We start from the raw sequence: 26,978 nt of genomic DNA on the forward strand, positions 1-26,978 counted from the left end.
CAAAAAAGGCTGCTCACTCAAGGTCACAAGAGGAGGAGCCTTTTTGATTGTTGGGATACAGGATGAGATTCTGCGCCTTCATGCGATGGGGCGTTTGAATGACCTCCTTGCGGATAAGACGACGCGCGGCAATATCATATGGGCAACCGATGCCTATCGTGCGCGCGGCGATGTCTATCGGCGTGACGATGAGATGCTGCCGTCGCTGATGACGGGGGCGCAGTCGGACGTCATCAAGACGCGGGCGCGCAAGGCGATGGAGGAACAGTCGGCGCGCACGCGCAAGCACGCGGAGGTCTTTACGTCGCCCGGCATCTGCAAGCGTATGGTCGGGGCGGCGGATGCGGCATATTTTGACAGGGACGATCCTTTTTTAGAGCCGGCACGCGTTGTGTTCCCGAAACGGCGTAAATGGCAGCATTATGTCGATGCGCGGCGGCTGGAGATCACCTGCGGCGAGGCGCCATATCTCGTGCAGCGCTACGATGTCTCAACGGGTGAGATCATCCCCCTTGAGGAGCGGCACGGGATAATCGATCGCAAGCTGCGCATTCTGAATGAAAACACCGGTGGCGAAGACGAATGGATGAAATGGGCGCTGCGGGCGTTTCAGGCGACGTACGGATACGAGTTTCAGGGGGACAACCTGCTGATCGCACGCGTGAATCTCTTGATGACGTTCGAAGAATATCTCTATGCACGGTGGAAGCGAAAGCCGCACGAGCGTGAGTATCGAGTATTCATCAAGACGATTGTGTGGAATCTATGGCAGATGGACGGCTTGACGGGAATGATCCCCTATGCGGAACCGACGGGATATGCCGTGCAAGGCGGGCTTTTCGAACCTGCCGATACCGCGTGCAGAAATCTACAGCCGTATTGCCGCGTTTACGATTGGCGGCGCGTCAACAGTTTAGAATATCGCAGGGCAAATACAGGAGGAAGGAATATGAAGTTCGATGTTGTGATCGGGAATCCGCCGTATCAGGATGAGACGCTCGGGGAGAACAAGGGCTTTGCGCCGCCGATTTATCATGAGTTCATGGATGCGTCCTACGAAGTTGCCAATGTCGTCGAGCTGATTCATCCCGCAAGATTCCTGTTCAATGCGGGAAGTACGCCGAAGGCGTGGAACCAAAAGATATTAAACGATGCGCATTTTAAGATTCTGCACTATGAAGCGGATGCAAGCAAGATATTCCCCAATACGGATATTAAAGGAGGTGTTGCGATCTCGTATCGTGACCGGAGCCGGGACTTTGGCGCGATTGAAGTATTTACAAAGTACGGCGAACTGAATGATATTTTGCATAAGGTCATGAACGCCGCTGATTTCAAAAGCATGAGCGATATTGTTGTGACACGAACGGCATACAGGCTGACGGACGCGATGCATAAAGATCATCCGGAAGCAATCCGGCAATTAAGCAAAGGTCATGCCTACGATATGTCGACGAATATTTTTGACCGCTTGCCGCAGATTTTCTTCGAGGAGGAGCCGACAGACGGAAAGAGCTATATTCGGATTCTTGGAAGAGAAAATAATGAGCGTGTGTATAAGTATTTACGCAGAGATTATGTTAGTAAGGTAAAAAATCTTGATAAATATAAAGTGTTTATTCCAAAAGCAAACGGAACAGGGCGTTTTGGTGAAGTTCTAACATCGCCTATTACAGCAGAGCCGGGGATAGGCGCAACAGAAACATTTTTGAGCATTGGAATGTTCGATATGGAAACTGAGATAAAGGCGGTTATTAAGTATATCAAGTCCAAATTTGCTAGATCTTTGCTAGGTGTTTTGAAAACTACACAGGATTTAACACCCGAAAAATGGAAATACGTCCCTCTGCAAGATTTTACGTCCGCCTCGGATATTGACTGGTCGGTATCCGTGGCGGAGATCGATAAGCAGCTCTATGCGAAGTACGGGCTGACGGAGGAAGAGACCCTGTTTATCGAGTCGCATGTGAAGGAGATGGCATGATGGCGGTGCAGATTCAAAGTTTCCGGCGCGTTGTGCCGATGATCTACGCCTACAATACGCCGGGGATTCCCTATCATGACGGCTGGACGAAGGTCGGCTATACGGAGCGGCAGTCCGTCGAGCATCGCATCGCACAGCAGACGCATACGGCAAATATCCGATGGGAACTCGCGTGGACGGACAACGCGATATTCAAGGACGGATCGGGCGAATACTTTACGGATCGTCATTTCCATGACTATCTCGAACAAATTGATGTGGAGCGCGAGCCGGGGACGGAGTGGTTTCACGCGGATGGGGATGCACTGCTGATTCATTTTAACCGCTTTGCCACACGCAAACAGGCGGTTGCTGCGGAACGCCGCGACTATACGCTGCGCGCCGAGCAGGCGGAGGCGGTACGGATGACGGCGGCATATTTCCACGGCGGCGGCAGTAAATTCCTATGGAATGCAAAACCGCGCTTTGGCAAGACGCTGACTGCCTATGACCTCGTTCGCCGCATGAAGCTGACAAACGTCCTTGTCGTGACGAATCGTCCGAGCATCGCAAACTCGTGGGCAGATGATTTTCGCACGTTTTTCGGATGGCGCGATCATTACTTCTTTGTCTCGGACACGGCGGCGCTCGCGGGAAAGCCCGGCGTACTCTCGCGCGCGCAGTATATGAATCGTCTCGATGATGAGGACGATGCGCCCGCGTGCATGGTGGCGTTTGAATCCCTGCAGGGGCTCAAAGGCTCTATTTATTTTGGCGGGGAACATGATAAGCTCAAATGGATCAGCGATTTGACGTTTGACCTTCTCATTGTGGATGAGGCGCAGGAGGGCGTCGATACGTTCCGTACGGATCGGGCGTTTGAGTTTATCAACCGCAAGTACACGCTCTATCTTTCGGGGACGCCGTTCAAGGCGCTTGCGAGCGATCAATTCACGTCGGAGCAGATTTTTAACTGGTCATATGCGGACGAGCAGGCGGCAAAGGAGGCATGGAAGGGAGAGGAATATAATCCGTACGAGCGTCTGCCGCGTATGGCGATGTATACCTATCGTCTCTCGCCGATGATCGCCGAGGAAGCGGCGCGCGGGATTGACCTCTCCGGGGAGGACGAGCGTGTCGATTATGCGTTCGATCTCAATGAGTTCTTTGCCACGAATGAGGCAAAGCGTTTTGTTCACGAGGAGGAGGTCAAGAAGTTCCTCCGGGCGCTCGTAACGAATGAGAAATATCCGTATTCGACACAGGACTTGCGGGAGGAGCTGTGCCACACGCTATGGCTGCTGAATCGTGTGGCGAGCGCGAAGGCGCTCGCGAAACTCCTCAAGGAAGATCCCGTATTTTGTGATTACGAGGTCGTACTGGCGGCGGGAGATGGGATCATCGAGTCGGATGACGAGAGCACGGCTGCGTTTGACCGTGTAAAGGATGCCATACGCGACCACGATAAGACGATCACGCTGAGCGTGGGGCAGTTGACGGTGGGTGTTACGATTCCGGAGTGGAGCGGCGTGCTGATGCTGTGCAATCTGCAAAGCGCTTCGTCCTATATGCAGGCGGCGTTCCGCGCGCAAAATCCCTGTGCCGTGACGAAAAACGGATGTCGCCTGCGCAAGGAGACGGCGTATGTATTCGACTTTGATCCCGCGCGGACGCTCATCATCTTTGATGCGTTTGCGAATAATCTGTCGCCCCGCACGGCGGACGGCGGGGGAACGAGCGATGATCGGAAGGAAAATATACGCCGCTTGCTGAACTTCTTCCCCGTGCTCGGCGAGGACGACGAGGGGCGCATGGTGGAGCTGGACGCCGCGCAGGTGCTCTCGATCCCGCGTAAATTGAAGAGCGAGGAGGTTGTACGGCGCGGTTTTATGTCGAATTTCCTCTTTCAGAACATTGCCAATGTGTTCGGCGCCCCGGGGATCGTGAACGAGATTGTAGAAAAGCTCGCCCCCGCGCAGGAAGAGCCGAAAAGGAAGGGGCAAGTCGGATTAGAGCGTTTGTCGGAGGTGTCCGTGGATGCGGACGGCGCGGTAGAGGTTCCGGGCGAGATCGTCATCGGAAAGACGCAGGATATTTTCGGCAAGAAGATCTATGAGGAGATAGAGGCACAGCTTTCCACCGAGATGGAAGAAATCGCGGATACGGCAAGCGACTATGCCGCCGTGAATCAATCGGTGGACAGGCTCGCGGAGGCGATGAAGGCACAGCTCAAGGAGCGTGTCGTTGCGCCGCTCGCAGATGCCTATACGGTAAAAAAGGGCGCGCTGAAAAAAGTGGAGCGCCAAGTGGAGAGCGACGTCGAACGCAGCATCGACCGCATCCGTGCGGACTACAACCGGAAGACAAATATCGTTACGGCACAGCTCAATGAAAAACGTCGAACGGCTGAGACACAGTCGGAAACGGATGCCGCCGATGCGGCGTATCATGCGGGAATCGAAGAGGCGCTGCAAGAGTTCAAGGATGCGGTGCAGACGGTTGTGCAGGAGACGATCGCGCAAAAGCCGCAGGAATTGGTCGAACGGATGGAGCGGGACAGGGCGGAGGCGGTGAAAAAATCCGCCGAAGACAGCGTGCGTGCGCATTTACGCGGTTTTGCACGGACGATTCCGAGCTTTATCATGGCATATGGGGATGAGAATCTCACGCTGCAAAATATTGACGATTATACGGAGGACGATGTATTCGCCGAGGTCACGGGAATTACGGAGGAGGATTTTCGTTTCCTGCGCGACGGCGGCGACTATGTGAATCCGGAGACGGGGGAGACAGAGCGCTTTGCCGGGCATCTATTTGACGAAACCGTATTCAACGACGCTGTTCGGGAATTTCTGAAGAAAAAGGAAGAACTCGCGGATTATTTTGACGAGACGCAGACGGAGGATATTTTCGATTATATCCCGCCGCAAAAGACGAATCAGATCTTCACGCCGCGGCGCGTCGTCGTGCAGATGGCGGATGCGCTGGAGGAGAACAATCCCGGATGCTTTGACAATCCGGAGGCGACGTTCGCCGATCTCTACATGAAGTCGGGGCTGTATATCACGGAGGTCGTGAAGCGGCTCTTCCGCTCGCAGCGCATGAAGGAGCTATATCCGGATGACAAGGCGCGCATTCGGCATATATTGCAGCATCAGGTGTACGGGATGGCGCCGACGCGGATCATCTATCTGATTGCGACGAATTATATTCTCGGGTTTGACAAGATGCTAAAAGATGAGACGCAGCATTTCGTCGAGGCGGATGCGGCGCAGGCGTCGAAGGAGGGGAAACTCGCGGATCTGGTCGAAAAATGTTTTGGATGAACCGGGCGGAGCAGTATGTTCTTGCTCCGTTTTTTATTGCCTAGGGCAATTTTCGTGAATAATTTCACAAATATAATTGATTTTTCTGAATGAGAATGCTATAATATTTCAATAGATGATGTCTATTATTATAGTCCATTCTATATCATGTCGCTTATTGATGAAATGGGCGGCAGGAGTACTTTCTTAAGGAGGAAATACTTATGAAAATCACTGTGGTTGGTGCCGGCAACGTTGGCGCTACGGTAGCAAATGTCCTCGCGATCAAGAAGTTTGCAAGTGAAATTGTCCTCATCGACATCAAGGAAGGCGTCTCCGAAGGTAAGGCAATGGACATGATGCAGTCGGCACATGCCCTTGGATATGATACGACGGTGCGCGGCGTGACGAACGACTATGCGGCAACGGCAGGTTCGGATGTGGTTGTTGTGACGTCCGGTCTCCCGCGCAAGCCGGGCATGACGCGTGAGGAACTGGTCGGCGTCAATGCAAAAATCGTCAAGAGCGTTGTCGGAGAGGCGCTGAAACATTCCCCGAATGCGATCTTTATCATCATCTCGAACCCGATGGATGCGATGACCTATCTTACGCTGAAAGCTACGGGGCTCCCGCGCAACCGCGTCATCGGCATGGGCGGTATGCTCGACAGCAGCCGGTTCCGCTATTATCTGTCGGAAGCGCTCAACAAGGCGGGACATCCCGCGACGCCGACGGACGTCGACGGTATGGTCATCGGCGGTCACAACGACAAGACGATGGTTCCGCTCGTCAGCATTGCGACGCTCCGCGGCATCCCCGTGACGCAGCTCCTCTCGAAGCAAGTACTCGACGACGTTGTGCAAAAGACGAAGGTCGGCGGTGCAACACTAACGGGGCTGCTCGGCACGTCCGCATGGTATGCGCCCGGCGCATCGGCAGCCGCGCTCGTCGAGGCAATCGCACTTGATGCGAAGAAGGTCATTCCCTGCTGTGTCTACCTCGAAGGGGAGTACGGCGAGAAAGAACTCTGCGTCGGCGTTCCCATCGTGCTCGGCAAGGATGGCTTCGAAAAGGTTGTCGACGTCAAGCTCGAGGGCGAAGAGAAGGCGAAGTTCGACGAGAGCGTTGTCGCGGCACGCGAAGTCAACGCGCAGCTCGGCGATGCTCTGAAGTAAAAACTGCATAAAATTTGAGGTAAAATGGCCTTTGCATGTGTTGCAGGGGTCATTTTTATTTAAGTTTTTGAAATACAAACCGATCTTCTTTATAGAGAATAGTTTGTTAATAGTAAAAAGGAGGTGTGAATCGTGCTTGAACGTGTTGAGCGGGTGATGGGGATCAAACGGGTGAAATTCAACAATGATGAGCTTTTTGAGAGGAGAAAAGGCTTTGAGGAAAAAGAGGAACGTGGAGCTTTCGCTTCGATCTTCGAAGATGAGATGCAAAAAAAGCGAAAAAAATCGGACGATGACGTGCAGCCCAAAAGTGACGCATATACGCTTGAGGTAGGGCGCGCGACACAATCTCTCTTTTATCAAGGGCAAGTTGACCTCTCCGGTATAAAGGAAAAACTCCCCAATGCCGGATGACGTGAAAGGAATGCGGCTGGCGCTTGCCGAAGCGGAGCGTGCTTATGCGCTCGGTGAGGTGCCCATCGGTGCGGTCGTCATGGACGGCGCCGGGAACATCGTCTCGACGGGGCATAATCTGCGCGAATCGGAACATGATGCCACAGCACACGCCGAGCTCATCGCCATCCGTCGTGCGTGCCGTGCACTGGGGCGTTGGCGTCTGACGGGGATGACGCTCTATGTGACGATCGAGCCGTGTCCCATGTGCGCAGGGGCGATTGTGATGAGCCGCATCAGCCGTGTTGTCTATGGCGCTGCCGACAGCAAGGCGGGCGCATGTGAGTCTCTGTTCAATATCCCCGGCTGCATGACGCTCAATCATCGACCGGAGGTATACGGGCAGGTCATGGCGGACGAATGTCATGCGATCATGCAGCGGTTCTTCAATGAACGGCGAAAAAAAGAATATGACCGATGAATGACCGACGTCTTTGGGCGTCGGTTTTTGTGTTCTAGCGCTGTACATCTTTCTTTTATGCGGCGGATTTGTTATAATGGGACATATTTTTGTTGATGAGGAGTGAATCGCATGAAGCTGGTTGTAACGATCGTCGGACGCGATCAAGTCGGTATTGTGGCGATGGTGAGCGGGATTCTCGCGGAGCAGCGTGTGAATATCGTAAATGTGAATCAAAATATCATGGACGGTTTTTTTAATATGGTGATGATTGCCGAGATGCCCGACGATGCAGGGATGCGTCTGAAGGAACTGCAAGCTCTGCTGCGAGAAAAGGGTGAAGAGTACGGGCTTGACATCAAGTTGCAGCATCAGGAAATCTTTCAAGTAATGCACAGCATCTAGGTGGGGAGCGGCAGATTGATTACTTTTGAGGATATTCGGGAAACCAACCGAATGATTACGGAGAACCGTCTCGATGTGCGAACCATCACGATGGGCATTTCGCTGCGGGACTGTGCGCATCCGAACATCGAACAGTTTTGCCGGAACGTGTACGAAAAGATTACGCATTCGGCAGAGTTTCTTGTGCGGACGGGCGAGGACATCGAGGCGGAATACGGTATTCCCATCATCAATAAGCGTATCTCCGTGACGCCGATTGCGATTGCGGCGGACGCATGTCAAACAGATTCCTTCGTGCCGGTTGCTGAGGCGCTTGACCGCGCGGGAAAGGCGGTCGGCGTGAACTTCATCGGCGGGTTCTCTGCGCTCGTGGAGAAGGGATTTACACACGGTGACCGCGTGCTCATCGACTCGATTCCGCAGGCGATGGCGGCGACGGATATTGTCTGTTCGTCGGTGAATATAGGCTCGACGAAGGCGGGCATCAATATGGATGCGGTGCGCGAGATGGGCGATATGATCAAGCGGACGGCGGAGCTGACGCGTGAGCAGGAAGCGATCGGCTGTGCGAAGATCGTTGTGTTCTGCAATGCACCGGGGGATAATCCGTTCATGGCGGGCGCGTTCCACGGTGTTGCCGAGGGTGACCGTGTGATCAACGTCGGCGTCAGCGGTCCCGGAGTGGTCAAACATGCGCTTGAGGATCTCAAGGGTGCGGACTTCACCGAGATCGCCGAGACGGTGAAGCGCACGGCGTTCAAGATCACGCGTGTGGGACAGCTCGTTGCACGCGAAGCCTCGCGCCGTCTCGGTGTGCCGTTCGGCATCATCGATCTCTCGCTTGCGCCGACCTCGGAGGTCGGGGACAGCGTTGCGCGCATCCTTGAGGAAATGGGGCTCGAGGCGTGCGGCGCACCGGGGACGACGGCGGCGCTCGCGCTCCTGAACGATGCGGTGAAAAAAGGCGGTCTGATGGCAAGCTCCCACGTCGGCGGACTCTCGGGGGCGTTTATCCCCGTGAGCGAGGACGAGGGTATGATCGACGCGGTGCAGCGCGGCAGTCTTTCCATCGAAAAGCTCGAGGCGATGACCTGCGTCTGCTCGGTCGGGCTCGATATGATCGCGATTGAGGGCGATACGCCCGCAGCGACAATCGCGGGCATCATCGCGGACGAGGCGGCGATCGGCATGGTCAATAACAAGACCACGGCGGTGCGCGTGATCCCCGTGCCGGGGAAGAAGGTCGGCGAGGGCGTCTCGTTCGGCGGTTTGCTCGGTTATTCGCCGATCGTGCCCGTGCGGAGTGCGTTCAGCTCCGCGGCATTCATCGCGCGCGGCGGGCGCATTCCGGCGCCGACGCGCTCCTTAACGAACTAATATATATTAGACTGTGATTTTATGAGAGTAACGAAAGCAATCAAGGCGGAACAGCTCCGCATCCTCCGCGAGACGTATCCAAACGCGCAGCCGGCACTTCACTTTGCCACCCCGTTCGAACTCCTCGTCGCGGTGATTTTATCCGCACAATGCACAGACGCCCGCGTCAATATCGTGACGAGCCGGCTTTTCCCCCGTGCGAACACACCTGAGGCGATCGCGGGACTTGGGCAGTCGCAGCTTGAAGAGGCGATCCATGACTGCGGATTTTTCCGCATGAAGGCAAAGCATATCATTGAGACCTGCGATATCCTGCTGAGGGAATACGGCGGTGAGGTTCCGGCGGACTTTGAGGCGCTGCAAAGGCTCCCGGGCGTCGGGCGCAAGACGGCGAATGTCGTTATGAGCGTGGCGTTTCACATCCCTGCCATCGCGGTCGATACACATGTGTTCCGCGTATCGAACCGCCTGCATCTCGCTGTCGGAAAGACACCGCTTGAGGTTGAGAAGGGGCTGCAAAAGGTGATCCCGCGTGCAGACTGGAGTGATGCACATCACTGGCTGATCCTGCACGGGCGGCGTCTCTGCAAGGCGCGCAAGCCGCTGTGCGGGCAGTGCCCGATCGCGCCTGTGTGTCCGAGTGCCGCCTAACAGGGGGGAGCTGCCCCTCTGCGCGGCATATGCTGTGATAAGGTAGTAGGAGGAATCTATTATGATTATTGTTATGAGTCCCCGTGCGACACAGGAGAATGTTGACCGTGTCATGGCAAAAATCGAGCAGGCAGGTCTGCACATTCACCCGTCGCGCGGCGAGGATCGTCTGATTATCGGTGTCATCGGGGATAAGAAGGCGATCTCGGCGCTGGAGATGAACATGATGGAAGGCGTTGAAAAAACAGTCCGCATCACGGAGAAATATAAGCTGGTCAGTCGTGATTTCCATCCTGCAAATACGATCGTCGATGTTGCAGGCTTTCCGGTCGGCGGCGAGCAGCTTGCAATCATGGCGGGTCCTTGTTCAGTCGAGAGCTACGATCAGCTCTATGAAATCGCGGTTGCGGTTAAGGCGGCGGGCGCACAGTTCCTGCGCGGCGGCGCGTTCAAGCCGCGGACAAGCCCCTATGATTTCCAAGGACTGGGGCTTGAGGGGCTCAAGATTCTGCGTGATGTTGCGGACAAGACGGGACTGCGCGTCGTCACGGAGATCGTGGATAAGGACGATCTCGAGGCGGTCTCGGAGTATGCCGACCTCCTGCAGATCGGCGCGCGCAATATGCAGAATTTCCAAATGCTCAAGGCGATTGGAAAATCGCAGAAGCCTGTTCTCTTTAAGCGCGGTCTCTCGGCGACCATCAGCGAGTGGCTGAACGCGGCTGAGTACATCGCATCGGGCGGCAACGAGAACATCATCTTCTGCGAGCGCGGTATCCGCACATTTGAGACCTACACGCGCAACACGATGGATCTCAACGCGGTCGCGGCGCTCAAGGAGCTGACGCATTTCCCGGTCATCGCAGACCCCAGTCACGGGACGGGGCGTTGGCGGATGGTGCGTCCGATCGCGCGCGCTTCGGTCGCGGTCGGCGCCGACGGGCTCATCATTGAGGTACACTGTCACCCCGAATTGGCTCTTTCCGACGGCGATCAGAGTCTCATTCCGCGGAAATTCGAGATACTCATGGACGAGGTGCGTCAGATCGCTCCGGCGGTTGGACGCAGGGTATGAGCAGGATAAACCTCGCCGTCATCGGCGTTGGACTCATCGGCGGATCGCTCGGGCTTTGCCTGAAGAATAAACTCGGCGATGCGATTCATATCACGGGGCTCTGCCGCACGGAAGAATCCATGCGGCGGGCGGTGGAGATGGGTGCCGTAGACGAGGCGACCGCCGATATTGCAGCGGTCGTCGGTGATGCGGATATCGTGTTCCTTAGCCCTCCGGTGCTCCAAATCGTCCCGATGGTCGAGCGCATTCTGCCGTCTCTAAAGCCGGGGACGATTCTCACGGATGCCGGGAGTACGAAGGGATTCCTGTGCGAGGCACTGAAAAAAATTCTGCCGCCCTCCATTTACTACATCGCAGGGCATCCCATGACAGGGCGCGAGAAAAGCGGGGTAACGGCGGCGACGAAGGATCTCTTTCGCGGCAAGGCGTATGTGATCATCGAGGATCCCTCAGTGCCGCCGGAGGTGATGGAACGACTGATGCGTATCCTGCGGTACACGGAGGCGAACTTCACGACGCTCGATCTTGCGCGTCATGACCGCTGTGCTGCGGTCATCAGCCATGTACCGCATCTTGCAGCGGCGGCGCTCGTGACCCTGCTCAACCGCAGCGGGGACGATCTGGATTCCTGTCTCAAGCTCATCGGCGGGGGGTTCAAGGATACGACGCGCATCGCTTCCTCAAACGCGGACATGTGGGCAGATATCTGCATGACGAACCGCAAGCCGATCGTCGACGCACTGCATGAGATGCAGGCGATTCTCGGGACGGTCGCGGATGCGGTCGAGCGGGGAGATCGTGTGGCAATTTACGATTATTTCACAGCATCAAAACAGCGTCGCGACAGTATTCTGCACGATGCCGGGCAAAAATTTGATACGAATTGAGGTTTTTTTGAATTTTTTGCAGGAAACCTCTTTTTTTTAGAACGTACATATGATACAATAGATTCAAACGTATGCACGTCAGTCTACAAGGGGGTATGGCAGTGAAGAAAACAAGAATATCCACACGACGACAGTCTGAGATCCTGCAATACATCAAGGATTTCCTGGTCGACAAGGGATATCCGCCGTCGGTGCGCGAGATTGGCACTGCGGTCGGACTCAAATCCAGCTCGACGGTGCACCGCTATCTCGCCATGCTCGAAGAGAACGGTGCGATTCGCCGTGATGCGACAAAGCCGCGCGCCATCGACATCATGGGAGAGAACCCGTGGGGGAGAACGATTCCCATCCCGCTTGTCGGTACGGTGACGGCAGGCGAGCCGATCCTCGCCGAGCAGAACGTGGAGGAGATTTTCTCGTTCCCGCGTGCACTCATTGGCACGGCGGAGGATGTGTTCATGTTGCGGATTCAGGGCGACAGTATGATCAACGTTGGTATTTTTGACGGCGATTTCGTATTGGTACGCCAGCAGCCGACGGCGAACAATGGCGATATTGTTGTTGCGCTGATCGACGGTGAGACGGCGACGGTGAAGCGGTTCTATCGTGAAAAGACGTGCATTCGCCTTCAGCCGGAGAACGACTCAATGGAGCCGTTCTACGAGACGGATGTGCAGATCATGGGTAAGGTCATCGGACTTTACCGCCATATATAGGATGTGTGAGGGAGCGTTGCGCGAAAAGCGCGGCGCTCCCTTTTCATTTTCAGGGAAGAATGTTATAATATCTCTGTTTTTCTGACAGAATGAGGCGAACTATGGCAAAGGCGGAACTTCGCAGCGGATATACGACCGGTGCGTGTGCGGCGGCAGGGGTAAAGGCAGCATTTTTATTTCGTGCGGGCGAGGACTGGCATGAGGTGGAACTCATGGCGCTCGACGGCACGCCGCTGACGATCCCTGTGAAGGCGGTAGAAGAGACCCCGGACGGCATACGCGCAGAGGTGGTAAAGTTCTCGGGGGACGACCCGGACATCACGAACGGCGCATCCGTGTTCACGACGCTGACATTGCGCAATGATATATCTTGCATCGAATTTCGTGCGGGTGAGGGCGTCGGCACGGTGACAAAACGCGGCATGAGTCTCCCCGTGGGAGAGCCCTCCATCAACAAGGGGCCGCGCGAACTCATTCGCCGCGTCGTAGAGGAGATGACAGGAAGTGCGGACTTCGGCGCCGTTGTTACCATCTCCATTCCCGCCGGGGTCGAGCTCGCAAAGAAAACGCTCAACCCCGTGCTCGGCATTGAGGGTGGGATCTCCGTCATCGGCACAACGGGCGTGCTCCGTCCGATGTCCGAGGAGGCGTTCAAGGATTCCCTCGTGCCGCAGATCGACGTCGCTCTTGCCGCAGGGCTTGACACATTGGTATTCGTGCCGGGCAAGATCGGCGAGCGCATCGCGCTCGCTATCGGCGTGCCGCAGGAGGCTGCCGTCGAGACGAGTAATTTTATTGGATTCATGCTCGACAGCGCGGCGGAGCGCGGCGTTAAAAATGTGGTCATTCTCGGACATACGGGAAAACTCGTGAAGATTGCGGCGGGCGTGTTCCACACGCACAACCGCGTCGCGGACGCGCGCCTTGAGACACTGGCGGCGTATGCGGCGGCGGAGGGGATGAGCACCGAGGGCGTGCGGACGATCCTCGCCTCGAACACGACGGAGGACGCGATGGAGTGCATCGCGGCGGCAGGGCTCGCGGATGCGGTCTGTGCCGCGATCGCCGAACGCGTTCATGTGCGTGCGGAGCGGTACCTCTTTGGCAAGGTGCGCGTCGGCGCGATCATGGTGAATTTTGCCGGGGATATTCTCGGTGTGGATGCCGCGGCGCGCGCAATTGCGCGGGAACACGGATGGAGACTTTGACGATGACACATCGGATCATTGTGGTGGGCATAGGGCCCGGGGATTCTTCCTATCTTTTGCCAAAAGCACAGAATTATATCGAAAATGCGCGTATACTCGTCGGTGGTCATCGTGCGCTTGCGGATTATTCGGACGGGCGCGCAAAGGAATGTTCGATTGGCGCGGATATCCCCGCCGTGCTGGAGTTCATTCGAACTTCGCTCTCTGAGGACGACGTTGTGGTGATGGTATCGGGAGACCCAGGCTATTATTCGTTGCTGGACGCGCTGCGCCGGACATTTCCGATCGACCGGATCGAGGTCGTCCCCGGCATCAGCTCACTTCAGCTTGCCTTTGCGCGGCTCGCACTGCCGTGGCACGGCGCGCGTCTGCTGAGTTTTCACGGGCGCAAACCGCTGCCTGCGGAACTGACATATGCACCGGCGGCGGTGCTGGGTATGCTGACGGACGGGAAAAATAACTCGCAGACGATTGCGGCGCGCCTCTTGCAACACGGCTGGCACGGTGCGGATCACATGTATATTTGTACGCGCCTTTCCTACGAGGACGAGCGCATCGTTGCGACGACGCTCGGCGCGGCGGTGTGCGAGCCTGCCGTTGGACACGGCGTCATTATTGTCTGTGCAAATGAGGAGAACATAGAATGAATATTGGAATCAAAGACGAAGACTTCGTGCGTGGGAAAGTTCCCATGACGAAGGAAGAAATACGTATCCTGACGCTGGTCAAGGCGCGTATCACGCCGGATGCCGTCGTCTACGACGTCGGTGCGGGGACAGGATCGATCTCCATCGAGGCGGCGCGCATGGCGCCGCAGGGACACGTCTATGCGATTGAGAAGAATCCTGACGGGATCGCGCTCATCGCGGAGAATGCTAAGAAATTCGGCGCAGAAAATATTACCGTTGTGGAGGGGACGGCACCCGATGTGCTCGCGGATCTGCCGGCGCTCGACGCTGCGATTATCGGCGGGAGCGGGCGGAAACTTGCGGACATTCTCGACATCATCGGCGCACGTCTGCGTCCGCAGGGGCGCATCGTCGCGAATGCGATCACGATGCAGACGGTTGCAGCGTGTCTCGATTATTTCCACGCGCATAAGGACGACTATTCTTATGAGGCAATACAGGTGCAGATCAATCGATTGGAGCGTGTTGGTCCCTACGATATGGCAAAGGCGCTCAATCCCATCTATATCATTACGGCAGAGAGAAAGTGAGGAGAGCAGATGATTCATATTGTTGGAGCGGGGCCCGGAGATCCGGAGCTGATCACGGTCAAGGGCGCGCGCTATCTTGCTGAGGCGGATGTGGTGATCTATGCGGGCTCGCTGGTCAATCCTGCCCTGCTCAATTACTGCAAAAAGGGCGCGGAGATTCATAACTCGGCGCATATGACCCTCGACGACGTCGTGGAGGTCATTGCCCGTGCGGAATCCGAGGGGAAAATGACGGTGCGTCTCCATACGGGAGACCCCGCGATCTACGGTGCGATACAGGAACAGATGGACGCGTGGAAAAAGCGCGGCTTCGAATACGACGTCACGCCGGGCGTCAGTTCTTTCCTTGGCACGGCGGCGGCGCTGCGGCAGGAGTATACGCTGCCCGGTATCTCACAGACCGTTATCATTACGCGCAACGAGGGGCGTACCTCCGTGCCGGAGCGTGAGAAGCTGCGCAGTCTCGCGGCACATCATGCGACAATGTGCATTTTCCTTTCGATCTCTATGATCGAAGAGGTCGTCGCGGAACTCACGGCAGGCGGCTACGAAATCACGACGCCGATTGCCATTGTTCAGCGGGCAACGTGGCCGGAGCAGAAGATTCTGCGCGGTACGCTCGAGACGATTGCCAAGCAGGTGGCGGAAGAGGAGATCGACCGCACGGCGATGATCGTTGTCGGCGACTGTCTCAATACGGAATATGAGCTTTCACGGCTCTATGACTCCGGTTTCTCGCACATGTTCCGGGACGCAAAGAAATGAGAACTGCGCTCTTTGCGCTGACGCAGGGCGGTGTACGCTTGGCACTGCGTCTCCACGATGCTGAAGGCGGCAAAGGGACGCTTTTTTTCCCTGAGCGGATGCGGGAGCAGGTACCTGCCGAGCGCAAGGTACGGTATTTCGTTCGGCTTGCAGATGTCATGCAGGACGCGTTCGGACGCTATGACACGCTTGTCTGTGTAATGGCGACGGGAATTGTCGTCCGCATGATCGCGCCCTATATCAACAGCAAGCTGTACGACCCCGCCGTTCTCGTCTTTGACGAGCAGGGGCGGCACGGAATCAGCCTGTTATCGGGGCATGTCGGCGGGGCAAACGAGTATACGCAGCGGCTCTGCGCAGTAATCGGCGCCGATCCCGTCATCACGACGGCGACGGACGTGACAGGCGTACGCGCCCCCGATGCGATTGCGGCACGGCTCGCACTGCGCCCCGAGCCAAAGGCGGCGATACAGGTGCTGAACAGTGCACTGCTGGAGGGTAAATGGCTCGATTACTTCCTCGATAGGGCGGTAGCGCAGCATGAATTTTATGAGGCAGGACTGTGCGGCGAGGGGATTTCGGCTGCACCGTTTGAGGGGATTCTTCCGCCTCCGGAGGAGGCACAGTACCGCGTGGTTGTCACTGCGGCGGAGCGTGTTCCGGACGCGTCGGAGATGCCTATGCGGACGCTCTATCTCGTGCCGCGCCGCCTGATTGCGGGCGTCGGATGCCGCGCGGGTGTGCCGGAGGAGGAGATTATACGTGCGCTGACCGAAGCGTGCGCGCAGATCGGACGTGAGGTCTCGGCGATCTCAGTGCTCGCAAGTACCGAGGTCAAACGTGACGAGCCGGGACTCCTCGCGGCGGCGCGCACACTGAACCGCGAGATTATCTTTTACGCGCGCGAAGAACTCGCGCAGATGGTGGAACAATATGGACTAAAAGAGTCTAATTTTGTCAAGCAGACGATCGGCGTCGGGAATGTCTCCGAGGCGGCGGCGCTCTGTGCGGCAGGAAAAAGCGGCGGGCGCATGGCGCTCGGCAGAACGGTATTAGGGAAAGTGACGGTGGCACTCTTATGGGAAAAATAAGCGTTGTGGGCATCGGCCCCGGCAGTCTGGACGATATGACGTACCGCGCGCGGCGCACAATTGAGGAGGCGACGGTGGTCGTCGGGTACAAGCGCTATGTGGAGCTGATCGAGGATATTATCAAGGATAAGAGAGTCCTCGACACGGGCATGACGCAGGAGATCGATCGCTGCCGCGCGGCGCTCAAGGAAGCGATGGATGGGGAAACGGTCGTCGTCATCTCGAGCGGCGATGCCGGAATTTACGGTATGGCGGGGCTCGTGCTCGAGCTGCTGGTCAAGATCGACGAGGCGGAGCGCCCCGAGTTCGGTGGGATCGTTCCCGGCGTCTCGGCGATGAGTGCGGCGGCGGCGCTGCTGGGCGCGCCCATCATGCACGACTTTGTCGTCATCAGCCTTTCCGACCTCCTGACGCCGTGGGAGATCATTCAGGAGCGTGCGGAGCTTGCGGCAAAGGGCGACTTTGTCGCAGCGCTCTACAATCCGCGCAGCCACAAGCGCGTCGGTCAGATCAACGCCGTGCAGGACATCTTCCTGCGCTATCGTTCGCCGGAGACGCCTGTCGGCGTCGTGACGGGCGCGAGCCGCGACAATGAGGCGGTGCTCATCTCGACGCTTGGTCATTTCACGAATGAGGACATCAATATGTTCTCGCTCGTCATCATCGGCAACTCTAAGACGCGCTCCATCGGCGACTGGATGATTACGCCGCGCGGCTATCAAAAGAGGGAGCCTGGACTGTGATTTTTGTAGCATCGGGAACGCAGGACGGGCGCGAACTCGTGCGCCGTCTCTGCGCCGCAGGGCATGATGTAGCGGCGTCCGTCGTCAGTTCCTATGGCGAGCAGCTTCTTGCCGCACAGCGCACTGAGGGCGGCGGAAAGCTCATCATCAACGACACGCCGCTTGACGAGCAGGGCTTATTGGATTTTTTCAAGGAACATGACATTCGCATCTTTGTCGATGCGACGCATCCCTATGCTGTCAATGTGTCGCGCAACGCGATGACGGCATGTGCGGCGGCGGGGCTTCCGTACATCCGCTATGAGCGCGACGTGACCGATATTTCCTACGAGAACGTGCATCTCGTGCACGGTTATGAGGAGGCGTGCGAGACGTGCGCCCGTCTTGGGAAAACTGTGTTTTTAACGACGGGCAGCCGTAATCTCGAGCGGTTCGTCAAGGCGCCGGCGCTGAAGGACTGCACCTTGATCGCGCGCGTCCTGCCGACGGCGGAGGTCGTGGAGCTCTGCGAAAAACTCGGGCTGACGCCCGCGCAGATCATCGCGATGCAGGGGCCTTTTTCGCGGGAAATGAACCGCAGTATGTATGAAAAATACGATGCCGACGTGATCGTGACTAAGAACAGCGGTATGGTCGGCGGTACGGATGAGAAATTCCAAGCGGCGGAGGATCTCGGTCTGCCCGTGGTCGTCATCGACCGCCCCGTACTGGACTATCCGCATTTGGCGCATACATTTGAGGAAGTGTTGAAATTTGTCGATTCCAAGTGCGAATCGTAAGAAAGAATAGGAGAATCACAATGGATTTTATCAAAGAGCCGATGGCTATTGAGAACCGCAGTATGGAGCTGATCGCACCGCATCTTGCGGAGCTGGGGCTCGACGAGGCGGCGACGAAGGTGTATTCGCGTCTCATCCACGCGTCCGGCGACGTCGGCTATGCGCCGATCATCCGCGTGCATCCGGAGGCGATCGCGGTTGCGATGGACGCACTGCGCAAGGGGGCGCACATCTATACGGACGTTGAAATGGTGCGCACGGGCATCAATAAGAAGAAGCTCGCGTCCTTTGGCGGAGAGGTACACTGCCTCGTTGCCGATCCGGACGTCGCCGTCCGCGCGAAGCAGGAGGGCATCACACGCTCGATGATCGCGATGCGTCAATTCGGTAAGGATTTGAACGGCAGCATTATTGCCATCGGCAACGCGCCGACGGCGCTCTTTGAAGTGCTTCGCATGGTGCGCGAAGAGGGGATTCGTCCCGCCTGCATCGTCGGCATCCCTGTCGGCTTTGTCGGTGCGGCGGAGTCGAAGGCGGAGCTCGCGGCGAACGGTATCGTTCCCTATATCACGGTAGAGGGAACGAAGGGCGGCAGCCCCATTGCGGCGGCGGCGGTCAATGCGATGATGTATCTGATCGACAATACGCGTCCCTGATCGGGGAGAGGAGCGCTTATGGAGTGGAATATCCCGCGCATCGTCGTTGCGGCAACGCAGTCGGGCGGCGGCAAGACGACGCTCGTCACGGGGCTCCTCGCGGCGCTGCACGCCAAGGGGCTGACCGTGCAGTCGTTCAAGGTGGGACCCGACTACATCGATCTCGGCTATCACCGTATGGCGAGCGGTCGTGCGGGACACAATCTCGATACTTGGCTCGTTCCCGAATCTCGGCTCACGGAGATATTTGCGCGTGAATGTGCGGGCGCGGACGTTGCGGTTATCGAGGGCGTCATGGGGCTCTACGACGGCGGGCGCAAAGGCATCAGCTCTACGGCGTCGATTGCAAAGGCTCTCGACGCGCCCGTATTGCTCGTGATTGATGCAAAGTCGGTAGGAGCATCTGCCGCGGCAACCGCGCTCGGCTTTCGTGTGTATGACGAGGACGTCCGTCTTGCGGGCGTTCTCATCAATCGCCTTGGCAGCGAGACGCATGAAGAGATGATTCGAACGGCAATGGCGGGCATCGATATGCCCGTCTTTGGCGCGCTCCGGCGCAATGCCGCGCTCGCGCTCCCTGAGCGACATCTCGGGCTAACGCCCGTGGAGGAGAACGAGGCGGCGGAGACGGTGCGCGCCATCGGTGCACAGGTTGAGGCGAGACTTGACATCGCGCGCATCTTGGAACTGGCGCGCAGTGCGCCGCCACTCGCATATGTGCCGGCGGTGCATCGGGATGTGACGGCGTCCTGCCGCATCGGGATTGCGCGCGACGATGCGTTTTCCTTTTATTACGCCGCGAGTCTTGCCGAGCTCGAGGGCTGCGGGGCGCAGCTCGTCCCGTTCAGCCCCCTGCATGACGCCGAGATTCCGGACGTAGACGGACTGATCATCGGCGGTGGATTCCCGGAGATGTTTGCCGCGCAGCTCGCGGCAAACACGTCTATGCGCGCGTCGATTCGCACAGCGGCGGAGCGGGGAATGCCGATCTATGCCGAGTGCGGCGGCTATATGTATCTGATGTCTCACCTTGTAGATTTCGCCGGAACGTCGCATGAGATGGCGGGCGTATTCCCTGGTACGGCGCGTATGACTGAGAAACTTCAGATGGTCGGCTATGTGGACGCCGTGCAGGCGATGGATACCGTATTTGGTGCGGCAGGGCTTCCTCTGCACGGGCACGAGTTCCATTTTTCCGTGGAGGAAGCGGACGTCGGGGAGACCGCGCGTCCCTTTATCTTTACCAAGATGCGCAACGGGGCGCAGTATCCTGCGGGGCGCATTGTTCAAAGGACGCTCGGCAGTTACCTCCACCTGCATTTTGCGGGCTGTCCCGCGGCTGCCGCTTCGTTCGTGGAGGCGTGCCGTACATGGGACAAATAATCCTCGTCACGGGCGGCGCGCGCTCTGGCAAGTCCGCGTTTGCGGAGCGTTATGCGGCACACGCTGCGCGGGAGCATGGCACGTCCGTTGCCTATATCGCAACGTCGCAAATCTATGACGACGAGATGCAGCAGCGCGTGCGTCTCCATCGCTCCCGCCGCCCCGCCGACTGGATGACCTATGAGGCGCCTTATGAGGCGCCCGAGGCTCTGCGAGAGGCGGGGGAGCGGCACGGCGTCATTCTCTTTGACTGCATTACAATGTTTCTCAGCAATGATATTTTGCAGTATTCGGAGGAGGAGCAGCAGGCGGATTCGTTTGCCGCGCATGTGCGCGCACGGATGGACGATCTGATTCACGCCGCACAGTCCGTCGACGCCGTGACCGTCTTTGTCACGAACGAGGTGGGGACAGGCATTGTGCCGGAGAACAAGCTCGCGCGCCTTTACCGCGATATGGCGGGGCTGGCGAATCAGCGGCTCGCCGCATCCGCGGATAAGGTGTATCTCGTGACCTGCGGCATTCCCGTGGACATCAAGAAATTGGCGGAGGATATTTAGTATGGCAAAGACGATCATGCTGATGGGAACGAGTTCTCATGTGGGCAAGAGCATTCTGACGACGGCTCTCTGCCGTATCTTCCTGCAGGAGGGACGGCGCATTGTGCCGTTTAAGGCGCAGAATATGGCGCTGAACTCCTATGTCACACTCGACGGGCGCGAGATGGGACGCGCGCAGGTCGCGCAGGCAGAGGCGGCGGGGCTCGCGCCGATGATCGACATGAACCCCGTCCTCCTGAAACCCACGGGCAACGCGCAGTCGCAGGTCGTCATCATGGGTGAGCCGGTCGGCAATATGAGTGCGCGCGAGTATCATACGGGATACTCGTTGAAGGCGTGGGGCGCGGTGGAAGAAGCTCTCAAACGATTGCAGGATGAGTACGAGCTGATCGTGATCGAGGGCGCGGGCAGTCCCGCCGAGATCAATCTCAAGGCGAACGATATTGTCAATATGCGCGTAGCAAAACATCTGAACGCACCCGTACTCCTCATTGCGGACATCGACCGCGGCGGCGCGCTCGCGTCCCTCGTCGGGACACTCGAACTGCTCGACGAGGAGGAACGCATGCTTGTCAAGGGGCTTGTGATCAATAAATTCCGCGGGGATGTCACGCTCCTGACACCCGCGCTGAAGTTCCTAGAGAAAAAGACGGGCAAACCCGTCCTCGGCGTCATTCCGCACATCGAGCAGCTCGGCATCGACGAAGAGGACTCGGTATCGCTTGACGAAAAGAGCCGCCATGCGGACGCGGGGGATTCGGATAAAATCCGCATCGCTGTGATTCGCACACCGAAGTTGTCGAATTTCACCGATTTTGACGCGCTTGCAGACGAGCCGGATGTCGCACTCTACTATGTGAGCACGCCTGCGGAGCTGGGCAGTCCCGATCTCATCCTCCTGCCCGGTTCGAAGAATACGACGGAGGATTTACTCTATATCCGTCAATGCGGATTGGAAGAGACGATTCGCAGCGCGGTCGCCGCCGGGACGCCGCTCTTTGGCATCTGCGGCGGCTATCAGATGCTCGGGCGCAAGGTACGCGATCCGCTGCATACGGAGTCGGAGCACGATGAGATTGCGGGATTCGGCTATCTGCCAAGTGAGACGACATTTGCGGCGCATAAGCGTCTGCGTCAGGTCACGGCGCAGTGCGAGGATTTCCCGTTCCTTGGCGAGCGGCTTGCGGGGCATGATCTGCCCGGCTATGAGATCCATATGGGCGAGACCGTCTTTACAGAGGAGGTGCATCGTCCGTTCCGGATCGTTGCGGCGGGCGGCGCGCCTGCGGATGTGATCGACGGCGCGCTCTCCGCGGACGGGCTCGTTGCGGGGACGTACATTCACGGCATCTTCGACGACGACGACCTGCGGCGCGGCATCATCAACCGTCTGCGCACGCGGCGCGGACTTGCGCCGCTGTCCGTGCAGTACCGCTACCGCGCGGAGAAGGAGCGCGCCTATGACCGTCTCGCCGAGACCGTACGCAAAAGCCTTGACATGGAGAAGCTGCGCGCGATTGTCGGCATGGGGGCGGACGCATGATGAATGCGGCATTGGTCGCGATGTGTGCGTTCGGTCTCGATATGGTCTTTGGCGATCCGCAGACGCGGTGGCATCCCGTCGCGCTGCTCGGGCGTCTGATTGCGTGGCTGGAGCGTTTGCTCTATCCGGAGCAGGGCGGGAATGAACGACGACTGGCAATGGGCGCCGTACTCACGGCGCTCATTCTCTGTTTTTCCTATGCCGTTGCCGAGGGGCTGCTTCTCGCAACGCAGCGGCTCCCCGTATCGTGGGGCGTCGATGCTGTGAGCGCGGTTCTGCTTTACTTTACGATTTCGCCGCACATGCTGGCAAAGGCGGGGCGCGACATCTATGCCCTGCTTGCCGCAGGAAATCTTCCGGGCGCGCGCGAACGCGTCGGATGGATCGTCGGGCGCGATACGGATCGGCTCGACGAAGCGGATGTGGCGCGCGCGGCGATCGAAACGATTGCGGAGAATACGGTGGACGGCGTGATCGCGCCTCTCTTTTTCTTTGCGATTGGAGGCGCGCCGCTCGCGGTGCTCTATCGTGCGGCAAATACGATGGACTCCATGATCGGATACAAGAACGAACGCTACCTCTATTTTGGACGCATGGCGGCGCGCGTGGATGACGTGCTGAGTTTCGTCCCTGCGCGCATCACGGGGATGCTCTTTGTCATGGCGGCATTCCTGCTCGGCTATGATGGGCGCAACGCGATGTATATCATGGCACGCGACGCGTCGGGGCATCCAAGTCCAAACGGCGGCTATGCCGAGGCACCCGTTGCGGGTGCGCTGCACATCCGTCTCGGCGGCGTGAATTACTACTTCGGCGAACGGCACTTCCGCGCTTATATGGGAGATGCGCATGTCGGAATCCGCGCGAAACATATTCTCGGCGCGATTCGCCTGATGGGGACGGCTGCGATATTGTATCTGTGCTTTTATTATATGATTTCTCTTTACATGTAGAGGCTGTTTATGCATTCCTTTTTGATCGGGCTTCAATTTCTCACACGGATTCGCCTGGTGTGCCAGACGGAGTGGACGGCTGAGGATTTTGGGCGCAGTACACGTTTTTTCCCGCTCGTCGGATTGGTACTCGGGCTCTGCTATGCGCTTGCCGCGTATGTGCTCCTATATACGATCGGCGCGCATACACTGACGAGCGTCCTGCTGATGCTACTGCCGCTCATCCTCACGGGCGGGCTGCATGCGGACGGTCTGATGGATACGGCGGACGGCGTGTTTTCGGGGCGCGAACGGGAGCGCAAGCTCGAGATCATGAAGGACAGCCGCGTCGGCTCGTTCGGAGTCGTGACCATCGCCGCGATGATGTTCATCCAGTACGCGCTGCTTGCCGATATGTTCCCTCTGCTGCTGATTCCCGCGCTCTTCGTTATGCCGATCATCGGACGGCTTGCCATGGTGATTTGCATCGCGTGTTTCCCCTACGCGCGCAAGGATGGGCTGGGAAAAATCTTTGCGGATATGGCGGATCGGCGGACGCTCCTTATTGCCGCCGTGACGACTATACTGCTCGTTCTGCCGTTCGGCATGGGGGCGTGGCTCGCGCTCTTCGCGGGCGTCCTGTTCGCGCTCTTATTCTGCCGGGTCATCACCGGGCAGCTCGGCGGCGTGACGGGGGATGTCTACGGCGCGACAACCGTGCTGACGGAGACCGTAGTTTTATTTGTTTTTTCCGTCGTATCGACGCAGCAAGCGCTCATTGCCGCCTCGATGCAGACGATGTGCTCAGTATTGGAGTTGTTATGGAAATCATTGTAAAAGCGCCCGCATCCTGCGGCGAACTCATCGAAGGTTCTATTGCAGGAACACCGTTCCTCGTGACCGCCCCCATCAGCGTCTATGCAACGGCGACCGTGTCCGACGCGTTCACCGGGATGCAGGGACTTGGGACAAAGGCGCAGGAAGCGGTCATACGTGCGCTTGCCCTCGTTGGGAAAGACGCCTTGCCGTGGGGGATTCGGCTCGAGTCTCCTGTCCCGCAGGGCAAGGGCATGGCATCCTCCAGTGCGGACATCACCGCGTGCGCATACGCGGCGGCGCGTGCTTTTGGACGGGAGCTGACGGCGCGGGAGCTCATGGACATCGCCATTGCCATCGAGCCGAGCGACGGCATCGCCTTTGAGGGACTGTCGCATGTCAGTCATACGACGGGCGCACTCTTTGGGCAGTACCGAAACGTGCCGCTCATCGGCATCTCCATTTTCGATGTGGGCGGCGAAGTGGATACGATTTCGTATTATCAAAGCAAGAGCGCCGGCGGCAATCAAGATGACGAGTATCGCCGCCTGCTTGACACCGTGGACAGCGCGTTTCATACGGCGGACTATCGGCAGGAAATTTTGCTCGGACAGGCGGCGACGGCGAGTGCGCGGCTCAATCAAGAGCATCTGCCGAAAGAGGGGCTGGACGAATTTATCGCCCTTGCCAAGGGGAAAGGCGCGCTCGGCGTCAACGTCGCGCACAGCGGCACCGTTGTCGGCGTGCTGTGGGAATCGGCACTGCCCGCCGGGGACATCGCGCGCCGGACGGAGCAGATCGCGCAGGAGTTTGCGGGACGGTACAGGTATATGCAGACGGTGCGGCTGATCTCGGGCGGCGTCGTCTGTGAGATTAGATCCTAGTACGATAAAGGGGCGAGAGAAATGACGGAAATCATCATCATTCGGCACGGGGAGACGGAGTGGAATATCACGGGACGGTTTCAAGGACATTCGGATATTCCTCTTTCCGCCGCGGGGCACGAGCAGGCGGAACTGCTCGGAAAAAATATAGCGCTCGACGGAATCGATAAAATCTATGCGAGCGACCTCATCCGCGCCGTGGAGACGGCGCAGCCCCTCGCCGTGCGTTTCGGGCTTCCCGTAGAGAAGGACGCGGCGCTTCGGGAACTGAACTTCGGCACATGGGAAGGACGCTATTTCAGCGAAATCAATGAGGAAACGCCCGATCTCATGAAGCAGTTCTACAGAGACCCTGAATCCATCGATATTCCGGGGATCGAGAACTTCCAAGAGTTCCGCCGCCGCGTCGCAGGGCGTGTCCGCGAGATCGCCGCGCAGAATAAGGGCAGGCGCATTGTGCTCATCTCGCACGGGGCGTCCATCCGCATTCTGTTCGCGGATATTCTCTCCATGCCCGTGCGCGCGATCTGGCACGTCTCACAGTTCAATACTGCGGTCAACCGCATCCGCTTCGAGGACGACGGCTTCGCCGCGATAACGCTGATGAACGACACGGCGCATCTGTCCGTGTGAGAGGTGTCGTGCGATGAATGTTCTTGCCGTCGGGCTCGGCGGTGCAATCGGCGCCGTGTTGCGCTATCTTCTCGGGCAGGCGATTCCGCGGCTCGCGGGCGGATTTCCGCTCGGCACGTTCTGCGTCAACATCGTCGGCTGTTTTGCTATCGGTGTGATTGTAGCGCTCGCGGGCAGGAACAGCGGAATCGACCCGCGTCTTGTGCTCTTCCTGCAGACGGGAATTTGCGGCGGATTTACAACATTTTCCACATTTTCTCTTGAGACCGTTTCCTTGATGGATGAGGGGAAAATTCCCCTCACGCTCCTCTATCTGTGCGCTAGTGTTATGCTCGGCATAGGTGCACTCTTAACGGCGCGGTATATGGTGCAGGCATGGGAGTAACATTGATGATGTGCATCCCGGCAAATGATTGCGGGGATTTTCTCTATCTTGAATTTACAATCTAAGTGCAACAGCAGATAAAATAGAAAACGTGACACATAGGAATCTGATACAATGGAGTTTGCAACGACCACATTGATCAAGGAGAAGCCTATGTGTCACTATCACCATCTTACACTAATTGAGCGGGAAAAGATAATGTTTTTTCGCGCACAGGGGAAAAATCTATCGACGATTGCCGGCGAACTAGGGAGAAACAAAGCGCCGATTGCGCGGGAAATCTCCCGCAACACGTTAGGGAAAGACTATATCCCTGCACTGGCGCAGGAGAACTACCGTGAGCGGCGCAAGAAATGCCGTCCCCATAAAAAGTTGGACAGCATCAACTTGCGCACAATCGTAAAAGACAAATTCATTCAGCACCAATGGTCGCCGGAAGAAATCGCAGGGCGTTTGCGTTTGGAAAAGCATTGTGAGTCCGTCAGCTACGCTACTGTCTACCGAGGGATCTATGCAGGTCTGTTCGACGATGAGAAGCTGTCCCACGGGGCACGCGGTGCAGTGCGAAAGCTGCGGCACAAGGGCAAACCGCGTCATAAGAAAGGATATGTGGAGCGTCGCGGAAAAATCCGTGTCAGCAACGAACTTTCTGCCCGTCCGCGTGCAGCAAATAATCGGAGACGGCTTGGGGATTGGGAAAGCGACACCGTTGCAGGAAAAACAGGCAGAGCCTGCCTCGTTACGCTCGTTGACCGAAAGAGCCGCTTTGTTGCCGGCGGTAAGGCGGACAAGAAGAACGCACGCCAGGTCAGCCGCATCATAATTCGCGCCCTCCAGGGACTTCCCGTAAAAACCATCACGCCGGATCGCGGAACAGAATTTGCCCGACATGATGAAGTTACGTCAGCACTGCATGTGCCATTCTATTTCCCGGAGCCACATCAACCTTGGCAGAGGGGCACAAATGAGAACAC

General features: G+C 57.5%; 28 protein-coding genes. All 28 read left to right on the forward strand.

What is annotated here, in order from left to right:
* Nucleotides 1-43: 43 nt before the first annotated feature.
* On the forward strand, nucleotides 44-1,984 hold the full coding sequence (locus HMPREF1147_RS08055; RefSeq protein ID WP_009658410.1) for an Eco57I restriction-modification methylase domain-containing protein: 1,941 nt from the start codon (nucleotides 44-46) through the stop codon (nucleotides 1,982-1,984).
* A complete protein-coding gene (locus tag HMPREF1147_RS08060) occupies nucleotides 1,984-5,289 on the forward strand; it encodes a DEAD/DEAH box helicase (RefSeq protein ID WP_232208068.1) in 3,306 nt (1,101 codons plus the stop codon). Before HMPREF1147_RS08055 ends, HMPREF1147_RS08060 begins: the two co-directional genes overlap by 1 nt.
* A gap of 203 nt (nucleotides 5,290-5,492) precedes the next feature.
* Nucleotides 5,493-6,443 carry a malate dehydrogenase gene (locus tag HMPREF1147_RS08065; protein WP_009658427.1) on the forward strand — a complete coding sequence of 317 codons (951 nt, stop codon included), beginning with the start codon at nucleotides 5,493-5,495 and terminating at the stop codon, nucleotides 6,441-6,443.
* A gap of 132 nt (nucleotides 6,444-6,575) precedes the next feature.
* Nucleotides 6,576-6,857, forward strand: coding sequence for a hypothetical protein (locus HMPREF1147_RS08070; protein WP_009658412.1), 282 nt, complete (start codon nucleotides 6,576-6,578; stop codon nucleotides 6,855-6,857).
* The gene (gene tadA / locus HMPREF1147_RS08075; RefSeq protein WP_009658436.1) at nucleotides 6,847-7,317 is read left to right on the forward strand and encodes a tRNA adenosine(34) deaminase TadA; all 471 of its coding nucleotides are present in this window, start codon (nucleotides 6,847-6,849) and stop codon (nucleotides 7,315-7,317) included. Before HMPREF1147_RS08070 ends, tadA begins: the two co-directional genes overlap by 11 nt.
* A 111-nt stretch (nucleotides 7,318-7,428) precedes the next feature.
* On the forward strand, nucleotides 7,429-7,701 hold the full coding sequence (locus HMPREF1147_RS08080; RefSeq protein ID WP_009348900.1) for an ACT domain-containing protein: 273 nt from the start codon (nucleotides 7,429-7,431) through the stop codon (nucleotides 7,699-7,701).
* 15 nt (nucleotides 7,702-7,716) lie between these two features.
* On the forward strand, nucleotides 7,717-9,078 hold the full coding sequence (locus tag HMPREF1147_RS08085; protein WP_026762201.1) for a PFL family protein: 1,362 nt from the start codon (nucleotides 7,717-7,719) through the stop codon (nucleotides 9,076-9,078).
* 21 nt (nucleotides 9,079-9,099) lie between these two features.
* Complete coding sequence (gene nth, locus HMPREF1147_RS08090; protein ID WP_009348898.1) at nucleotides 9,100-9,729, forward strand: endonuclease III; 630 nt, start codon at nucleotides 9,100-9,102, stop codon at nucleotides 9,727-9,729.
* A gap of 61 nt (nucleotides 9,730-9,790) precedes the next feature.
* Nucleotides 9,791-10,804 carry a 3-deoxy-7-phosphoheptulonate synthase gene (gene aroF / locus HMPREF1147_RS08095; protein WP_009348897.1) on the forward strand — a complete coding sequence of 338 codons (1,014 nt, stop codon included), beginning with the start codon at nucleotides 9,791-9,793 and terminating at the stop codon, nucleotides 10,802-10,804.
* Nucleotides 10,801-11,691: a prephenate dehydrogenase/arogenate dehydrogenase family protein gene (locus tag HMPREF1147_RS08100; RefSeq protein WP_009658448.1), complete on the forward strand. Its 891-nt coding sequence runs from the start codon at nucleotides 10,801-10,803 to the stop codon at nucleotides 11,689-11,691. Before aroF ends, HMPREF1147_RS08100 begins: the two co-directional genes overlap by 4 nt.
* Nucleotides 11,692-11,792: 101 nt before the next feature.
* Nucleotides 11,793-12,407 (forward strand): transcriptional repressor LexA, encoded by a 615-nt coding sequence (gene lexA / locus HMPREF1147_RS08105; RefSeq protein WP_009439129.1) that lies wholly within the window; start codon nucleotides 11,793-11,795, stop codon nucleotides 12,405-12,407.
* Between the two features lie 101 nt (nucleotides 12,408-12,508).
* Nucleotides 12,509-13,615 (forward strand): cobalt-precorrin-5B (C(1))-methyltransferase CbiD, encoded by a 1,107-nt coding sequence (gene cbiD, locus HMPREF1147_RS08110; protein ID WP_009658455.1) that lies wholly within the window; start codon nucleotides 12,509-12,511, stop codon nucleotides 13,613-13,615.
* A 2-nt stretch (nucleotides 13,616-13,617) separates the two neighbouring features.
* The gene (cbiE, locus tag HMPREF1147_RS08115; RefSeq protein ID WP_009658447.1) at nucleotides 13,618-14,262 is read left to right on the forward strand and encodes a precorrin-6y C5,15-methyltransferase (decarboxylating) subunit CbiE; all 645 of its coding nucleotides are present in this window, start codon (nucleotides 13,618-13,620) and stop codon (nucleotides 14,260-14,262) included.
* Nucleotides 14,259-14,834: a precorrin-6Y C5,15-methyltransferase (decarboxylating) subunit CbiT gene (gene cbiT / locus HMPREF1147_RS08120; RefSeq protein WP_009658434.1), complete on the forward strand. Its 576-nt coding sequence runs from the start codon at nucleotides 14,259-14,261 to the stop codon at nucleotides 14,832-14,834. The genes cbiE and cbiT overlap by 4 nt, the downstream gene beginning before the upstream one ends.
* 9 nt (nucleotides 14,835-14,843) lie before the next feature.
* Nucleotides 14,844-15,599 (forward strand): precorrin-4 C(11)-methyltransferase, encoded by a 756-nt coding sequence (gene cobM / locus HMPREF1147_RS08125; RefSeq protein WP_009658438.1) that lies wholly within the window; start codon nucleotides 14,844-14,846, stop codon nucleotides 15,597-15,599.
* On the forward strand, nucleotides 15,596-16,690 hold the full coding sequence (locus tag HMPREF1147_RS08130; RefSeq protein ID WP_009658422.1) for a cobalt-precorrin 5A hydrolase: 1,095 nt from the start codon (nucleotides 15,596-15,598) through the stop codon (nucleotides 16,688-16,690). The genes cobM and HMPREF1147_RS08130 overlap by 4 nt, the downstream gene beginning before the upstream one ends.
* Entirely contained in the window at nucleotides 16,678-17,433 is a 756-nt protein-coding gene (cobJ, locus tag HMPREF1147_RS08135) for a precorrin-3B C(17)-methyltransferase (protein ID WP_037351328.1), read from the forward strand. Before HMPREF1147_RS08130 ends, cobJ begins: the two co-directional genes overlap by 13 nt.
* Complete coding sequence (gene cobK / locus HMPREF1147_RS08140; RefSeq protein ID WP_009439115.1) at nucleotides 17,430-18,212, forward strand: precorrin-6A reductase; 783 nt, start codon at nucleotides 17,430-17,432, stop codon at nucleotides 18,210-18,212. Before cobJ ends, cobK begins: the two co-directional genes overlap by 4 nt.
* A 20-nt stretch (nucleotides 18,213-18,232) precedes the next feature.
* On the forward strand, nucleotides 18,233-18,868 hold the full coding sequence (locus tag HMPREF1147_RS08145) for a precorrin-8X methylmutase (RefSeq protein ID WP_009658437.1): 636 nt from the start codon (nucleotides 18,233-18,235) through the stop codon (nucleotides 18,866-18,868).
* An 18-nt stretch (nucleotides 18,869-18,886) separates the two neighbouring features.
* Nucleotides 18,887-20,251 (forward strand): cobyrinate a,c-diamide synthase, encoded by a 1,365-nt coding sequence (locus HMPREF1147_RS08150; RefSeq protein WP_009658407.1) that lies wholly within the window; start codon nucleotides 18,887-18,889, stop codon nucleotides 20,249-20,251.
* Nucleotides 20,239-20,811, forward strand: a complete 573-nt coding sequence (cobU, locus tag HMPREF1147_RS08155) for a bifunctional adenosylcobinamide kinase/adenosylcobinamide-phosphate guanylyltransferase (RefSeq protein WP_009658429.1) — start codon at nucleotides 20,239-20,241, stop codon at nucleotides 20,809-20,811. Before HMPREF1147_RS08150 ends, cobU begins: the two co-directional genes overlap by 13 nt.
* Before the next feature lies 1 nt (nucleotide 20,812).
* Complete coding sequence (locus tag HMPREF1147_RS08160) at nucleotides 20,813-22,354, forward strand: cobyric acid synthase (RefSeq protein ID WP_009658449.1); 1,542 nt, start codon at nucleotides 20,813-20,815, stop codon at nucleotides 22,352-22,354.
* Complete coding sequence (gene cbiB / locus HMPREF1147_RS08165; RefSeq protein WP_009658419.1) at nucleotides 22,351-23,307, forward strand: adenosylcobinamide-phosphate synthase CbiB; 957 nt, start codon at nucleotides 22,351-22,353, stop codon at nucleotides 23,305-23,307. The genes HMPREF1147_RS08160 and cbiB overlap by 4 nt, the downstream gene beginning before the upstream one ends.
* 9 nt (nucleotides 23,308-23,316) lie before the next feature.
* The gene (gene cobS / locus HMPREF1147_RS08170) at nucleotides 23,317-24,123 is read left to right on the forward strand and encodes an adenosylcobinamide-GDP ribazoletransferase (protein ID WP_009658426.1); all 807 of its coding nucleotides are present in this window, start codon (nucleotides 23,317-23,319) and stop codon (nucleotides 24,121-24,123) included.
* A complete protein-coding gene (locus tag HMPREF1147_RS08175) occupies nucleotides 24,108-24,986 on the forward strand; it encodes a GHMP kinase (RefSeq protein ID WP_009658442.1) in 879 nt (292 codons plus the stop codon). The genes cobS and HMPREF1147_RS08175 overlap by 16 nt, the downstream gene beginning before the upstream one ends.
* A gap of 21 nt (nucleotides 24,987-25,007) precedes the next feature.
* Nucleotides 25,008-25,619 carry a histidine phosphatase family protein gene (locus HMPREF1147_RS08180; protein WP_009658408.1) on the forward strand — a complete coding sequence of 204 codons (612 nt, stop codon included), beginning with the start codon at nucleotides 25,008-25,010 and terminating at the stop codon, nucleotides 25,617-25,619.
* 13 nt (nucleotides 25,620-25,632) lie between these two features.
* On the forward strand, nucleotides 25,633-26,004 hold the full coding sequence (gene crcB, locus HMPREF1147_RS08185) for a fluoride efflux transporter CrcB (RefSeq protein WP_009658459.1): 372 nt from the start codon (nucleotides 25,633-25,635) through the stop codon (nucleotides 26,002-26,004).
* A gap of 114 nt (nucleotides 26,005-26,118) precedes the next feature.
* The coding region (locus HMPREF1147_RS08190) for an IS30 family transposase (protein ID WP_050992873.1) at nucleotides 26,119-26,978 on the forward strand (860 nt) is incomplete at its 3' end.

The sequence above is a fragment of the Selenomonas sp. FOBRC9 genome (assembly GCF_000287655.1).
GTDB lineage: Bacteria > Bacillota > Negativicutes > Selenomonadales > Selenomonadaceae > Centipeda > Centipeda artemidis.

Coding starts and splice junctions, on each gene's coding strand:
- cbiD (WP_009658455.1), top strand. CDS start 12,509: ATGGCAAAGGCGGAACTTCGCAGCGGATATACGACCGGTGCGTGTGCG.
- HMPREF1147_RS08060 (WP_232208068.1), top strand. CDS start 1,984: ATGGCGGTGCAGATTCAAAGTTTCCGGCGCGTTGTGCCGATGATCTAC.
- crcB (WP_009658459.1), top strand. CDS start 25,633: ATGAATGTTCTTGCCGTCGGGCTCGGCGGTGCAATCGGCGCCGTGTTG.
- cbiT (WP_009658434.1), top strand. CDS start 14,259: ATGAATATTGGAATCAAAGACGAAGACTTCGTGCGTGGGAAAGTTCCC.
- cobS (WP_009658426.1), top strand. CDS start 23,317: ATGCATTCCTTTTTGATCGGGCTTCAATTTCTCACACGGATTCGCCTG.
- HMPREF1147_RS08065 (WP_009658427.1), top strand. CDS start 5,493: ATGAAAATCACTGTGGTTGGTGCCGGCAACGTTGGCGCTACGGTAGCA.
- cobM (WP_009658438.1), top strand. CDS start 14,844: ATGATTCATATTGTTGGAGCGGGGCCCGGAGATCCGGAGCTGATCACG.
- aroF (WP_009348897.1), top strand. CDS start 9,791: ATGATTATTGTTATGAGTCCCCGTGCGACACAGGAGAATGTTGACCGT.
- HMPREF1147_RS08175 (WP_009658442.1), top strand. CDS start 24,108: ATGGAAATCATTGTAAAAGCGCCCGCATCCTGCGGCGAACTCATCGAA.
- nth (WP_009348898.1), top strand. CDS start 9,100: ATGAGAGTAACGAAAGCAATCAAGGCGGAACAGCTCCGCATCCTCCGC.
- HMPREF1147_RS08080 (WP_009348900.1), top strand. CDS start 7,429: ATGAAGCTGGTTGTAACGATCGTCGGACGCGATCAAGTCGGTATTGTG.
- HMPREF1147_RS08160 (WP_009658449.1), top strand. CDS start 20,813: ATGGCAAAGACGATCATGCTGATGGGAACGAGTTCTCATGTGGGCAAG.
- HMPREF1147_RS08150 (WP_009658407.1), top strand. CDS start 18,887: ATGGAGTGGAATATCCCGCGCATCGTCGTTGCGGCAACGCAGTCGGGC.
- HMPREF1147_RS08130 (WP_009658422.1), top strand. CDS start 15,596: ATGAGAACTGCGCTCTTTGCGCTGACGCAGGGCGGTGTACGCTTGGCA.
- HMPREF1147_RS08180 (WP_009658408.1), top strand. CDS start 25,008: ATGACGGAAATCATCATCATTCGGCACGGGGAGACGGAGTGGAATATC.
- cobU (WP_009658429.1), top strand. CDS start 20,239: ATGGGACAAATAATCCTCGTCACGGGCGGCGCGCGCTCTGGCAAGTCC.
- cobJ (WP_037351328.1), top strand. CDS start 16,678: ATGGGAAAAATAAGCGTTGTGGGCATCGGCCCCGGCAGTCTGGACGAT.
- cbiE (WP_009658447.1), top strand. CDS start 13,618: ATGACACATCGGATCATTGTGGTGGGCATAGGGCCCGGGGATTCTTCC.
- HMPREF1147_RS08145 (WP_009658437.1), top strand. CDS start 18,233: ATGGATTTTATCAAAGAGCCGATGGCTATTGAGAACCGCAGTATGGAG.
- cbiB (WP_009658419.1), top strand. CDS start 22,351: ATGATGAATGCGGCATTGGTCGCGATGTGTGCGTTCGGTCTCGATATG.
- tadA (WP_009658436.1), top strand. CDS start 6,847: ATGCCGGATGACGTGAAAGGAATGCGGCTGGCGCTTGCCGAAGCGGAG.
- HMPREF1147_RS08100 (WP_009658448.1), top strand. CDS start 10,801: ATGAGCAGGATAAACCTCGCCGTCATCGGCGTTGGACTCATCGGCGGA.